A 13,218-nucleotide genomic window follows, 5' to 3' on the forward strand; every position below is an offset into this window, starting at 1 on the left:
GCCCCGGCGGGGGCGGGCCGCCGGGCCCCACCCCCACCCGGCGCAGCGGGGCGCCGGCGCGGGGGGCCCCCCAGCGCGGCCCCACCTCGATGTCGCCGCGGACCCGGCTGGTCTCCTGCCCGGGGCGGTGGCGGCGCCGGGCGAGGGCGTTCAGGACCCGGACCTGCCGCCCGTAACCCGCTGAGGTGCTGGGTGTCAGGCGGCCGAGCAGCCGGCCCACCCTCTGCAGGCCGGGGTCCATCTCGTACCGCGATCGGCTCATCGTCAGCTCCCTCCTCGGTGCCGGCCGCCGGGGCGGCCACTCCTCGATCCGGTGGCGTCGCTAGGGGGCCCGGCCGGGCCGCGGACATCCTGCCTGCACCGCCCGGCGCCGACGTCGCCCTGGAGCGCGTGTCGCCCGTGTGCGGTGGACGGCAGCGGGACGTCCTCGCCGGCGGGCTACGGTCGGGGGTCGTGACCAGCCCCGAGCGCCAGTTCGTGACCGCGCACCTCGACGACCTGCGGGCCGATCTCGACGCCTGGGTGCGGATCCCGTCGATCTCCGCCGATCCCGCGCACGCCTCCGACGTCGCCCGCAGCGCCGGGTGGCTGGCCGAGGCGCTGCGCCGGGCCGGCTTCCCGACGGTCGAGATCTGGCCGACGCCCGGCGCGCCCGCGGTCTTCGCCGAGTGGCCGTCGGACGACGCCGACGCCCCGGTCGCGCTCGTGTACGGACACCACGACGTGCAGCCGGTGGACCCGCTGGAGCTGTGGGTCCACCCGCCGTTCGAGCCGACGGTCGTCGAGGGCCCGCAGGGCCCAGAGCTGCACGCCCGCGGTGCGAGCGACGACAAGGGCAACGTCGCCATGCACCTGCTCGGCGTGCGCGCCCACCTCGCCGCGAGCGGCCGGGACACCCCGGCCGTGACCCTGAAGCTGCTCGTGGAGGGCGAGGAGGAGTCCGGGTCGCCGCACCTCGCCGCACTGCTGCAGGAGCGGCGGGACCGGCTGGACTGCGACGTCGTCGTCGTCAGCGACACCGGCATGGCCGCTCCCGACGTCCCCGGCGCGGTCGTCTCGCTGCGCGGGCTGGCCGGTGCGGAGATCACGCTGCGCGGCCCCGAGGTGGACCTGCACTCGGGGTCGTTCGGGGGCGCGGTCCCCAACCCGCTGCACGCCATGGCCGAGCTGCTGGCGGGCCTGCACGACGAGCAGGGCCGGGTCACGCTGCCCGGCTTCTACGACCGGGTGCGCCCGCTCGGCGACCGCGAGCGCGAGCTGATGACCCGGCTGCCCTTCGACGAGGAGGCCTGGCTGGCCGGGCCGGCGGCGGGCTCCGCGGCGGGCGGCGAGGCCGGGTTCAGCACCCTGGAGCGGATCGGCGCCCGGCCCACCGCCGAGGTCAACGGCATGTGGGGCGGCTACACCGGCCCCGGCCACAAGACGATCGTCCCGGCCGAGGCGCACGCGAAGATCAGCTTCCGGCTGGTGGCCGACCAGGCACCGGCGGACGTCGCCGACCAGGTCCGCGCCTGGGTCGACCAGCGGCTGCCGGCGGGGATCACCGCCGACGTGCGGGCCGAGAAGGCCGGCGTCGCCCCGTGCGCCAGCGACCTCGACTCCCCGCACATGGGCGCCCTGCGGCGGGCCGTCGCCCGGGCCTGGGACGGTGATCCCGACGAGGTGCTCTACCTGCGCGAGGGCGGCAGCGGACCGGAGGCCGCTCTGGTCGAGAGGCTCGGTGCTCCGCTGCTGTTCCTGGGCGCGATGCTGCCCACCGACCGGATCCACTCACCGAACGAGCGGGTGCTGCTGCCCATGCTGTACCGCGGGGCCGAGGCGGCCGCGCACCTCTGGCGCGAACTCGCAGTGATCCCCGGCCGGTCATAGGCTGCGTCCGCGTCCGCCCTGGTCACCGGAGCGACGCGGGAGGCCCTGCCACCGCTGGAGGAGCGTCGATGTCCGACCACCGGCACCTCATCGGCCTGCTGCTCGGGACCGAGGAGGACTGGCCCACCGCCTTCGAGTCGATCGTGCGCCGCCTCGGCACCGTGCACGACGGCACCGGTGCCGCCCACGAGTACGACGTCGAGCGGATCACGGTCGAGCCGTTCGACCTGTGTGCCAAGCCCCGTTACGACCTGGTCATCGACCGCCTGGCCTACTGGTACTACCACCCCCGTGAGTGGCTGAAGAAGGCCGCCCTCATGGACGACGTCTACCTGCTCAACAGCCCCTTCACCTTCCAGAGCATGGAGAAGCACGCGGCGTACTGCGCCATGCTGCGGCTGGGGCTGCGGGTTCCCGACACGGTGCTCATCCCGTACAAGAACCCGCCGGACCACGCCAAGTACGCCTACACGGCGGAGAAGTACAACCGGCCCTTCGACCTGACGGCGATCGCCGAGCGGATGGGCTACCCGCTGTTCATGAAGCCCTACGACGGGGGCGCCTGGGTCGGCGTCACGATGATCCGCAACGCCGAGGAGCTGCAGCGGGCGTACGACGCCTCCGGTCAGCGGCTGATGCACCTGCAGAAGGCCGTCGCCGGGTACGACGTCTTCGCGCGGAGCCTGTCCATCGGCCCCGAGACCATGGTCATGAAGTTCGACCCCGACCAGCCGATGCACGGCCGGTACTCGGTCGCCCACGGTTTCCTGGACGCCGCCACCGGCGAGGAGACGGTCACCATCGGCCGGCTGGTCAACGCCTTCTTCCGCTGGGAGTTCAACTCCTGCGAGACCCTGATCAGGGACGGCGTCGTCCACCCCATCGACTACGCCAACGCCTGCCCGGACATCGCGCTGACCAGCCTGCACTACTACTTCCCGTGGGCGCTGAAGGCGCTGGTCCGGTGGTCGGTGTACTGCACCGCCACCGGTCGCCGGCCGCGGTACGACCTCGACACCCGCCGGTACTTCGACATCGCCGACCGCGAGGACCTGGGCTACGGGGAGAAGCTCAAGGCCTACCGCGGCCTGGCCGACGAGTACTTCCAGGTCGAGGCCTACTCCGACTTCTGCGCCAGCCGGCTCGCCCACCTCGACGAGGTCGTGCTCGACTGGGTGCGCAGCGCCGACTTCGACCGGCTCCTCGTCGACACCGTGCGCTCAACGTTCCCGCCGCACGAGCACGACCACTTCATCGCGCACTACCGGGGGCTGCTCGGCATGTGGATGCGCGACGAGGAGAGCCGGCTCGGCCGCAGCTAGGGCCTGGCCTGCGGAAATACGTGCGTCGCTGCCGGTGTCCCGGATCGGCCCGCCACGGGACGGGTCCGCTCGGCTCACGGACGACGATCGCCACAGCCTCCGGAGGTGGGCACCATGGGCGACCTCGATGGTGCCGAGCGGCAGCGGCCGGCGCTCCTCGCCCTGTCCGACCGGCCGCGGGCAGCCGACGCCGGAGTCGACTCGGTGATCGTCTCCACCGAGCGGGTGGCAGTGGACCTGTTCGTCGACGGCGACTACGAGTACGTCGTCCTCTTCTGGGAGAACGAGCCCGGACAGTGGGAGAGGCTGGGTCCTCCAGGGGCCACGTCGACCGGGCCCACGTGGACGCCCAGGCCTGAGCCACCTGGCCGGCGAGCCGGCCGGCGTCCTCCAGCGGCGGCACACGGGACGGGCGGGATGGTCAGGGCAGCCAGGTGATCCCGTACTCCCGGGACGCCCGCGCGTAGGCCTCGTCCATCGGCCCACCGGTCTGCGTCGCCTCGGCCAGGATCCGGAAGAACCCCTCCAAGCCCCCGGGCGTCAGGATGCAGACGAGTCGCCCGAAGCCCGGCACGAGCCGCCGGTGGGCGTGCGGGATCCCCCTGGGGAGGAACACGAGGCCGCCCGGCCCTGCCTGGAACTCCCGCCCGCCACAGACGAAGACGTGGTCGCCCTCGACCACGTAGTACATCTCGTCCTCGCGAGAGTGCACGTGGGTCGGGGTGTCGAGCAGCGGAGTCGCTTCCTCCAGGACGGTGCAGGAGCCGCCAGTCGCGTCTGCTGCCGCTCGCAGGATCAGGGTGGTCCCACTGAAGCTGAACCGTTCACCACCGTCGCGGGGGACGGCGAACGGCGACACTGACGACGGTGTCACGGCGGCACGTTACGCCTCGCTGACCCGTCCCGGGAGCCTTCCGTGCCCAGGCGCCCGGCCTTCGTCGTGAGCGGGTAGCAGACCGCGAGCATCCCGGTCCGATGCCATCACCTCGCGCGTGGGGCCGTGCTCGACGGGATGGCCAGAGGACAGCTCCAGCTCCCGGACCCGAGATGACAGCCGCGACGAGGACCTTCGTGTCGCCTGGCCAGTCCGTGAGGAAGGCCACGAGCAGCCCGACAGCCACGGCCCAACCGATCATCGGCACGCCAGTAAGCACTGCCCAGGTGGTCCGGCTGGTCACGCCGAGAGATCGGCCCGTCTCCACCGAGACATCCACTGAGCGGGGTCGGGACCGCGGCTGCTTGCTCGACGCTGGCATGCCGGCGGACGCCGGCGCGGGCTCCAGCCGGCCGACGAATGGATCGGGAATGCGAAGCGCCTGCGGTCCCGCGGAGCCGTGGGAGGTGATGGACGCTGTGACGGAGGTTCTGGGACCGTGGGCCCGTCACGACGGGCCGTCCGTGCTCCCTGGCGGGCGGATGGGTGTGCGGGAGGGGTCATGCCGGGCGTCCGAGAGCGCCTGCAGGGCGAGGTCCCTCTGGCGGCGTTCATCAACATCGTCCCGTCCGCCGTCGTCACGCAGGCCCTGGCCGCGGCCGGCGCCGACGTCGTCATGATCGACCAGGAGCACGGCCCGATCGGACCCGAGAGCCTGCACGCCATGATCGCGAGCACCGCAGGGACCGGGTGCTCCCCGTGGGTCCGGGTGCCCGGCTGTGACGCGGCCGCCGTGAAGACCGCTCTGGATGCCGGCGCGGAGGGGATCGTCTTCCCGCTCGTCACCACCGCCGAGTCGGCCGCCGAGTGTGTGGCCCTCACCAGGTACCCGCCCGAGGGGCGGCGGGGATGGGGACCGTTCGTGGCCCACGCGCGGTGGGGCGTCGGCCTGTTCGAGTACCTCGGCCGGCGCGGCGGCGAGACGGTCTGCACGCTGCTGATCGAGACCCTCAGCGCCGTCGAGAACATCGAGGAGATCTGCCGGGTCGATGGCATCGACTGCCTGACCATCGCGCCGTTCGACCTCTCCACCGAGATGGGCGTCTCGGGACGCCTCGACGCACCGGAGCTGGTCGAGGCGATCACCCACGTGGAGCAAGTGGCCGCCGAGGCCGGCATCCCGCTCGGCGGCGCGGCGCTGACGCCCGAGCAGACGCAGGCGCTCCTCGGAAGGGGATACCGCCTGCTCTGGCACGGCTTCGACGTGCTCGCGCTCGAGCAGTTCGTCCGCAGGACGGCGGAGTGGCGGGCCGTCTGACGGCACTTGCGCCGTGAGCGCCCGCACCGGCCGGCTGCCGCACACCGCAGCCACAGGACCCGGGATGACGCCTTCTCGATCGTCGGTTCAGTGCTGGCCCTCGCCTGTGTCGTGTATCTGTACTGGGTGGTCCTCCACAGGCCGTGGCGCTGACTCGACGTTGGTTTGTCAGGCTGCTGCCCTCGCAGCCGAGTCCGCCAGTCGCTCGGATGTCCCCAAGCGGCCCTCTTCGGGACACGTGTAGGTGAATCGCTGCGCAACGCCCGCCGTCCCCGTGATCCACTCGCCTCGCTGTCGAGGGAGGGATGGATCGGTCCGCGTGCGCGTCATGGGCGTCCTGTGCATCGTCGCCGGACTCGTCCTGCTGTTCGGCCTGCGGTCTGTCGGCAAGAGCGAGAGGTCCGCCCCCGTCTGGACGGGCTACAACGAGGGTCAGGCCCTGTTTGCCGGCGCTGTTGCCATCGTCGCGGGTGTCGTGCTCCTGGTGAGCGGCGGGCAGTAGCCACCTCGAGGACGTCGCGGCGCAGGGAGCGACGTGGGCGTCGGCCCCTTCGACGTCGCCGTCGGCACGTTCCGCCGGGCCCGTGACGGTTGCTGGCGCGCCTGGTTCCCCGGACGTCCAGCCGCCTCCAGCGTCCCGAAGTCGCGCCCTTCGAGCGATCCGGCCCTGTCCCTGTGGGCCCACTGAGGGATACGCATCGCCGGGGGTGCCGTCCGGCGCGCTGTGGCCGCCGCTGTCTCGCGGTGCCGATACTGGAGGTGTCCGACCTGCCAGGCGAGCGGATCTCGGCAGGTACTCGTGCCGAGAGGAGTGCGTGGGTGACCGGAGACCGCAGTGGCAACGGTGCCCCCGCCGAGATCCGCGTGCTCGTCGTCGATGACCATCCACACGTGCGCAGGGCTCTGGCGGAAGCCCTGTCCGACGAGGACGACCTCACCGTCGTCGGCGAGTGCGAGGACGGGTCACAGGTCGTGGAGGCCGCTGAGAGGCTCTGCCCCGACGTCGTGTTTCATGGACCTGCCCATGCCGGTGATGGGCGGGTTCGCGGCGACGGAGGCGCTGCGTGCCGCCCGATCCCCGACCCGGGTCATCGTGTTGAGTGGTGAAGGCTCCGAGGCGCGCTCCCAGGCCGGGGTAGCCGGTGCTCGCGCCGTGGTGCCGAAGGGCACTCGTCTCGGTCCGCTGCTCCACTGCCTGCGCACGGTGGCCGCCGACGGCACGGGCTGTCCCTACTGCCTCTGATTCCATCAGGCACTCTCTCGGCCTTGGCGTCGAGGGCCTCGGATTCTCGGTGACGGGGGCAGCGGCACGCGGCAACCAGAGGTGTGCCACGCCCCGGCTCCTGCCGCTGTCCCTGGAGCCGCCCCTTGGGCCGGCCTGGCGGTGTCCTCGAGCGGCTTACTCGGGGACAGCCCCGCTGGCGGCGATCACCTCGCGGCAGGCTGAACGGCAACGCGAGTGCACTGGCGACGACACCGGCGGGGGCGAGGCCGATCGCTGACCGGAGGTCGTCCAGCCACCGCACCGGGACCAGGACGAGCAGCCCCGACACGAGGGCGTACGGCAACCGACTGCGCACGTCACGCAGGGAGGACCCCTGTCGCTGCCCAACGGCAGACGCCATCTGCAGCAACGATCCTGCCGGGCTGACACTGCGCCGGTCAGCCGGTGTCCCATCGGCCGCCTCGAGGGACGTGGGCGGCGCACCAGATCCGCGGGACAGGCCCTAGTCGAGCGGCCAGTCCGCGACCGGCTCGTTGGCGTGCATGAGCTCGCTGTAGCGGCGCAGCATCTCCCGCAGCGCGTCACGGCGGTCCAGCGGCTGCCGCTGCTCGTCGATCCGGTGGAACACCTCCGCCTGCCACTCCGCGCCGTTGCGGTAGGCGGTGCAGCGGCGCTCGATCGCGCCCAGGAGCCGGTCGCTGACCGAGGTGTCGACGTCCCACTCGGCCAGGCCCTGCTGGGCCATGGGCAGCAGCCGGCGCAGCACCAGCTCGGTCACCGGCACCGTGCCGAGGCCGGGCCAGTACAGCTGGGCGTTGATGCCGTTGCGGGCGCCTTCGTTGAAGTTCTCCTCGGCGGTGGCGAAGGACATCTGCGACCACACCGGCCGGTCCTGCGCCGCCAGGGTGCGCAGCAGCCCGTAGTAGAAGGCGCCGTTGGCGAACACGTCGACGATGGTCGGCCCGGCGGGCAGCACCCGGTTCTCGACCCGCAGGTGCGGCCGGCCCCGGTGGATGTCGTAGACGGGACGGTTCCAGCGGTAGACGGTCCCGTTGTGCATCCGCAGTTCGGCCAGCTGCGGGGTGTCGCCGCGGTCGAGGACGGCGACCGGGTCCTCCTCGTCGCAGACCGGCAGCAGCGCGGGGAAGTAGCGGACGTTCTCCTCGAAGTGGTCGAACACGGAGGTGATGAAGCGCTCGCCGAACCAGACCCGGGGCCGGACGCCCTGCTCCTTGAGCTCCAGTGGGCGGGTGTCGGTGGCCTGCTCGAAGAGCGCGATCCGGGTCTCGCGCCACAGCTCCTTGCCGAACAGGAACGGCGAGTTGGCACCGAGCGCCACCTGGACGCCGGCGATGCACTGCGCGGCGTTCCAGTGGGCCGCGTAGTCCTGGGGGCTGACCTGCAGGTGGAACTGGGTGCTGGTGCAGGCGGCCTCCGGCGCGATCGTGTCGGCGTGCACGTCCAGCCGCTCGGGCCCGGAGATGGCGATGTGCAGGTCCTCGCCCCGCGCGGCGAAGATCTGCTCGTTGATCAGCGCGTAGCGCGGGTGCGCGGTGATCGCCTCGCCGGTGACGTGCTCGGGCCCGAGGGTCGGCAGCGTGCCGATCATGAGGATGTGCGCCCCGATGGCGCGGGCGCGCTCCTCGGCGGCGTTGAGGCTGGCCCGCAGCTCCGTCTCGAGCTCCGCGGCGGCCGTGCCGGCCAGCGACGTCGGCCGCACGTTCATCTCGATGTTGAACTGGCCCATCTCGGCCTGGAAGACCTCGTCGGCGATCGCGGCGAGGACCTCCTCGTTGCGCATCGCCGGGTCCTGCCGGGCGTCGACCAGGTTGAACTCGATCTCCGTGCCGGTCAGCGGCCGCTCGAAGTCGAACTTCGACTCGTTGAGCATCCGGCCGAACACGTCCAGGCAGCGGCGCAGCTTCTCCCGGTAGCGCAGGCGGTCCGCGCGCGAGAACGTCCGGGCCTCGACCTCTTGCCCCACGATGGTCGCCTCCCATCGGTGCCGACGTGCGGCCAGGTTGGCACAGAACCCGGTGCGCTGCCGCGTTTGTCGCCGGTGGGGGGCCGTGCGAGGGTCACCGGCGTGAAGGTGACCGACCGCTGGCACTCCGAGCGGATGGACCAGCCGATCGGTCTGGCCCGATGGGGCCACTACGGGACCCCCGTCCTGGTCTTCCCCACGGCGGGCGGCGACGCCGAGGAGATCGAGCGCAACGGCGTGGTCGGCGCCTGCTGGCCGCTGATCGAGAGCGGCCGGGTCAAGCTCTACTCCTGCGACAGCGTGCCCGGGCAGGCCATGGTGGCGAAGGCGGGCCCGCCGGAGTACCGGATGTGGCTGTTCAACCAGTTCCACCACGCGATCCGGCACGAGGTCGTCCCGGCCATCCGCACCGACATGGGCGGGGACGAGACGCCGGTCGTCGTCACCGGCGCCTCGATCGGGGCGTTCAACTCCCTCGCCGTCCTGTGCCGGTTCCCCGACGTGTTCCGCGCCGCCGTGGGCATGAGCGGCACGTACCGGATCCAGAAGTTCCTCGACCACCGGTCCTCGCCGGACCTCTTCTTCGCCTCGCCGCTGGACTTCCTCCCCGGGCTGGAGGGTGAGCAGCTCGACCTGCTGCGCACCCGGTTCGCGGTCATCGCCACCGGCCAGGGAGCGTGGGAGGACGTCGGCGCGTCCTGGGACGCCGGCGACGTGCTCGGCAGCAAGGGCGTGCCGAACCGGGTCGACGTCTGGGGCCCGGAGTGGCCGCACGACTGGGAGACCTGGCGGCGGATGCTGCCGCAGTACCTCGACGAGCTCTGCTGAGGGCCCAGCTACGAGGCGTACAGCTGGAAGTCGCGGGCGAACGCCTCGGTCATCTCGATGACCTGCTGCAGCTCCGGGTGCCGGACGACGACCATGCCGTCGCCGGTGACCGTCGAGCGCCAGTCGCGGCGCGGTGCCCCCACCGGGAGCAGGTCGACCAGCGCCACGTGGTCGCCGTACCGGCCCAGCAGCGCGTCGAGGCCCTCCGAGTGCGTGATCCGCCCGGAGCCGCGGGCGCGCTTGAAGACCGCGCCGGCGTTGTAGCGGCGCTCCAGGGGCTGCATGGACCCGTGGACGACGGCCTGCGCCCAGCCGACGTAGGTGTCGCCGTCGGTGGCGTAGTTCATGACGTCGACCACGCGGGCACCGGGCGGGCGGGCCCCGATCTCGCCGAACACGGCCTCGCCGTCGTGCTTGAGGTACCACTCCATGTGCGTGAAGCCGGTGCGGAACCCGAGCGCCGCGAGCACGGCCTCGCCCATCCGCCGTCCGCCGGCGAGGTGCGGCACGGACAGGTCGCGCAGCGAGATCGACACCGGGCTGACCCACTCGTGCATGCGCATCTGCAGCGGTCGCGGGCGGTACCAGAGGACGTGCTCGAACAGGATCCGGCCGTCGGCGCAGATGGTGTCGAAGGTGAACTCCTCGCCGTCGACGAACTCCTCGACGCTGACCTCGGGCACGTGCCGCAGCAGGGGCAGGACCTCGGTCAGCTCCTGCGGCGAGTCGACCCGGTAGGTGTCCGCCGAGCCGGCGCCCGCGATCGGCTTCACGATGAGCGGGTAGCCCACCTTCTCGGCGGCCGCCCACACCTCGGCGACGGTGCGCGCGCTGACGTGCCACGGCGTCCGGATGCCGGCGGCGTCGAGGACGCGCTTCATCCGCTCCTTGTCGCGGAAGGGCACGGTCTGCTCGACGGTCATGCCGGGCAGCCCGAAGGTCTCCCGGATGCGCGCGGCCAGGAGCATGTACGGCTCCCAGAGGCACTCCACCCGGTCGATCGCGACGTGCTGCGACAGCCCGCGCAGCGCGCCGAGCACCGCACCCTCGTCGGCGAGGTCCACGTGCTCGTAGTGGGCCAGCGACGAGCGGGCGGCCTCGGGCAGGGCGTCCGGCGGCTGGTCACCCACCCCGATGACCCGGGCGCCGACGCCGGCCAGCGCCCGGGTGAAGTACGCCATCTCCGCCGGGTAGCCGGGGGAGAGCATCACGACGTCCATCGCACCTCCGGGTCGTGTCAGGCCCCTCGTGTCAGGCCTCGGCCAGTTCCACGCGCACCCCGCTGACGATCCGGTGCAGCGCGTCCTCCACCACGGCGGTGTCGGGGTCGCGCACCATCGCGTACCCCTCACCCAGGTAGTCGCCGGCGGCGGGCTGCCCGGGCCGGGGGAGCCGCGCCTCCACCACGAGGTGCCCGATCTGCTCCTGGACGGCGTCGACACCGTGCACCGCGCGCACGCGGCCGCGCCCCATGCCGCGCAGGTAGGCCGTCCCGGCCGCGTACCGGCGCTCGGGCACGTCGAACCGGCCGAGGACCACCAGCTCCGCCCAGGCGCGGTAGAGGTCGACGTCGTGCGCGTAGCCGTGCATCGAGGTCAGCTGCGCCCCGGGGGGCCGGGCGGCCACCTCCGAGACCGCGACCGAGCCGTCGGGCCGGGCGAACCACTCCATGTGCGTCAGCCCGTCGGTGACGCCCAGCGCCGCCAGCGCCGCCGGCCCCCAGCGGTGGATGCCCTCGTACCGCGGGCCGCCGATGTCGCGGGGCAGCACGACCGTCCACTGGATCCACGGGGTGCGCAGGACCTCCAGCGGCGGCGGCCGGTAGTCCGCGATCGACGACCACACGGTCGAGCCGCCGAGGGTGACGCTGTCGAAGGTGTGCTCCTCGCCGGTGAGGAACTCCTCGAGCAGCGCGGGCGAGTCGCTGCCCATCGGCACGGCGGCCAGCCAGCCCTGCAGCATGCCGCCGTCGTCGAGCCGGAACGTCGACTGCGCGCCCGCGCCGGCGGGTGGCTTGGCGACCAGCGGGAACCCGACCCCGTCGGCGAAGGCCAGCGCCTCGCCGGGGGAGCGCACGAGCGCGTGCCGCGCGCACGGGATGCCGGCCGCCTGGAGCGTCTCCTTCATCCGCGACTTGTCCCGCACGTTGAGGGCCGTCCGCACGTCCATGCCCTCGATGCCGAGGGACTCGCGCACCTGCGCCAGTGGCACCTGCAACTGCTCGAGGGCGCCGACCAGCTTCTCCACCCGGCCGATCTGCCCGGCCAGGCCGCTCACCGCCCACGCCAGCTGCCGCGGGTCGAGCGCGTCGTCGACTCGCCAGTGGCCGTCGAGCCGCTCGCGCAGCCGCGGCGGGATCCGCTCCACGGGCTCGCAGGTGACCAGCCCGAGCCGGACGCCGGGCAGCTCCGCGGCGACGGAGACGAACCGGGTCGTGGCCTCCATCAGGTACGGCGCGACGAAGGCGGCGACGACCATGGGCGGACGCTACCGAAAGGACCCCCCGCCCCCCACCGCTCGCACGCTCGCGGCGGGACCCTGCGGGGGGCCGAGAGGCCTTCTAGAGTTCTCGGGATGAACGTGGTGTTCGTCGATCCGGCCTTCCCGTCGACGCAACGCCACTTCGTGCGCGCCCTGGCCGAGGTGGGGGCGTCGGTCTACGGCGTCGGCGACCGCCCGGGGGAGTGGCTGGACGACGAGCTGCGGTCGTGGATGGTGCACTACCACCAGGTCCCGGACGTCACCGACGTCGGCGTGATGACCGACGCCGTCCGGTGGATCCAGGACCGGGTCTGGGTCGACCGGCTCGAGGCCACCATCGAGTCGCACACGCTGGCCGCCGCGCGGGTGCGGGAGAACTGCACGATCCCCGGGACCTCGGTGCGGACGGCGTGGCTGTGCCGGGACAAGCCGTCGATGAAGGAGGTCCTCCGCGCGGCCGGCGTGCCGACGGCGGCGTCGACCGCGGCCTCCACCGCCGGCGAGGTGTGGTCGTTCGCGAGGGAGATCGGCTACCCGCTGGTCCTCAAGCCGCGGACGGGCGCGGGGGCCCTGGACACCACCCGGGTCGACGGCGACGGCGAGCTCGAGGCCGCGCTCGGCAGGTTCGGCGCGCAGCAGGTCGACTCGATCGCCGTCGAGGAGTTCGTCGAGGGGCACGAGGGCTTCTACGACACCGTCTCGGTCGACGGCGTCCCGGCGCTGGACTTCGTGTCGCACTACTTCCCGAACGTGCTCGAGGCGATGCGCACCCGCTGGATCTCGCCGCAGTTCGTCGCCACCAACCGGATCGACTCGGTGGCCGACTACCAGGAGCTGCGCGACCTGGGGCGGCGGGTCAACGAGGCGCTCGGCATCGGTACCAGCGCCACGCACATGGAGTGGTTCTTCGGTCCGAAGGGGCTGAGGTTCAGCGAGATCGGCTGCCGCCCGCCCGGCGTCGGTGCCTGGGACCTCTACTCGGCCGCCAACGACCTCGACGTCTACCGGCAGTGGGCCGACTCGATCGTGCACGGGCAGATCTGGGGGCAGCCGTCCCGGCAGTACTCGGCCGGCATCGTGGCGCTGCGGCCCGACCGGGACGGCACCATCTCCGGCTACTCGGGCGTCGACGAGATCCAGGCGCGCCACGGGCAGTGGGTGCTCGACGCGCACCTGCCGCCGCCGGGGACGCCGACCCAGCCGGAGACCGCCGGCTACATGGCCAACGCCTACGTGCGGATGCGGCACCCGGACTTCGACACGCTGCGCGGGATGCTCGACGACGTCGGGCGCACCGTGCACGTCCACGCGAACTGA

At 72.6% G+C, this 13,218-nt stretch carries 13 protein-coding genes and 1 pseudogene; 9 read left to right on the forward strand and 5 right to left on the reverse strand.

Translation table 11 applies throughout. The annotated features are described in order from the left end of the window. Positions 1–262, reverse strand: a 262-nt coding sequence (locus ACI79O_RS17295; RefSeq protein WP_456914753.1) for a hypothetical protein, incomplete at its 3' end; no start/stop codon positions are given. A gap of 191 nt (positions 263–453) precedes the next feature. On the opposite strand from ACI79O_RS17295, the gene ACI79O_RS17300 reads away from it, so the two are divergent. From ACI79O_RS17300 to ACI79O_RS17310, 3 genes are all read left to right on the forward strand, one after another. Beyond that, positions 454–1,869, forward strand: coding sequence for a M20/M25/M40 family metallo-hydrolase (locus ACI79O_RS17300; protein WP_456914754.1), 1,416 nt, complete (start codon positions 454–456; stop codon positions 1,867–1,869). Between the two features lie 68 nt (positions 1,870–1,937). Then, the gene (locus ACI79O_RS17305) at positions 1,938–3,191 is read left to right on the forward strand and encodes an ATP-grasp domain-containing protein (protein ID WP_456914755.1); all 1,254 of its coding nucleotides are present in this window, start codon (positions 1,938–1,940) and stop codon (positions 3,189–3,191) included. Between the two features lie 114 nt (positions 3,192–3,305). Then, positions 3,306–3,629, forward strand: coding sequence for a hypothetical protein (locus tag ACI79O_RS17310; RefSeq protein ID WP_456914756.1), 324 nt, complete (start codon positions 3,306–3,308; stop codon positions 3,627–3,629). Here the strand turns inward: ACI79O_RS17310 and ACI79O_RS17315 are convergent. Then, a complete protein-coding gene (locus ACI79O_RS17315; RefSeq protein ID WP_456891635.1) occupies positions 3,613–4,065 on the reverse strand; it encodes a cupin domain-containing protein in 453 nt (150 codons plus the stop codon). The two genes, ACI79O_RS17310 and ACI79O_RS17315, sit on opposite strands and share 17 nt — an antisense overlap. Before the next feature lie 562 nt (positions 4,066–4,627). On the opposite strand from ACI79O_RS17315, the gene ACI79O_RS17320 reads away from it, so the two are divergent. From ACI79O_RS17320 to ACI79O_RS17335, 4 genes and pseudogenes are all read left to right on the forward strand, one after another. Continuing rightward, entirely contained in the window at positions 4,628–5,383 is a 756-nt protein-coding gene (locus ACI79O_RS17320; protein WP_456891639.1) for an HpcH/HpaI aldolase family protein, read from the forward strand. A gap of 319 nt (positions 5,384–5,702) precedes the next feature. Continuing rightward, a complete protein-coding gene (locus ACI79O_RS17325) occupies positions 5,703–5,885 on the forward strand; it encodes a hypothetical protein (RefSeq protein ID WP_456914757.1) in 183 nt (60 codons plus the stop codon). A 317-nt stretch (positions 5,886–6,202) separates the two neighbouring features. After that, a pseudogene (locus ACI79O_RS17330) lies at positions 6,203–6,316 on the forward strand (response regulator); the annotation flags it as partial. Further along, a complete protein-coding gene (locus tag ACI79O_RS17335) occupies positions 6,261–6,626 on the forward strand; it encodes a response regulator (protein ID WP_456914758.1) in 366 nt (121 codons plus the stop codon). The pseudogene ACI79O_RS17330 and the gene ACI79O_RS17335, both read left to right, overlap by 56 nt. 484 nt (positions 6,627–7,110) lie before the next feature. Here ACI79O_RS17335 and ACI79O_RS17340 read toward each other — a convergent pair whose 3' ends face one another. Beyond that, positions 7,111–8,592, reverse strand: coding sequence for a hypothetical protein (locus ACI79O_RS17340; RefSeq protein WP_456914759.1), 1,482 nt, complete (start codon positions 8,590–8,592; stop codon positions 7,111–7,113). A gap of 102 nt (positions 8,593–8,694) precedes the next feature. Between ACI79O_RS17340 and ACI79O_RS17345 the strand changes: the two genes are divergently transcribed. Then, entirely contained in the window at positions 8,695–9,420 is a 726-nt protein-coding gene (locus ACI79O_RS17345) for an esterase family protein (protein ID WP_456891647.1), read from the forward strand. 8 nt (positions 9,421–9,428) lie between these two features. On the opposite strand, the gene ACI79O_RS17350 is transcribed toward ACI79O_RS17345, so the two are convergent. Next, positions 9,429–10,640 carry an ATP-grasp domain-containing protein gene (locus ACI79O_RS17350; protein ID WP_456914760.1) on the reverse strand — a complete coding sequence of 404 codons (1,212 nt, stop codon included), beginning with the start codon at positions 10,638–10,640 and terminating at the stop codon, positions 9,429–9,431. A 31-nt stretch (positions 10,641–10,671) separates the two neighbouring features. Further along, positions 10,672–11,898 (reverse strand): hypothetical protein, encoded by a 1,227-nt coding sequence (locus tag ACI79O_RS17355; protein ID WP_456914761.1) that lies wholly within the window; start codon positions 11,896–11,898, stop codon positions 10,672–10,674. A gap of 96 nt (positions 11,899–11,994) precedes the next feature. Between ACI79O_RS17355 and ACI79O_RS17360 the strand changes: the two genes are divergently transcribed. Continuing rightward, entirely contained in the window at positions 11,995–13,218 is a 1,224-nt protein-coding gene (locus ACI79O_RS17360) for an ATP-grasp domain-containing protein (RefSeq protein WP_456891654.1), read from the forward strand.

It is taken from the genome of Geodermatophilus sp. SYSU D00696 (assembly GCF_054050235.1).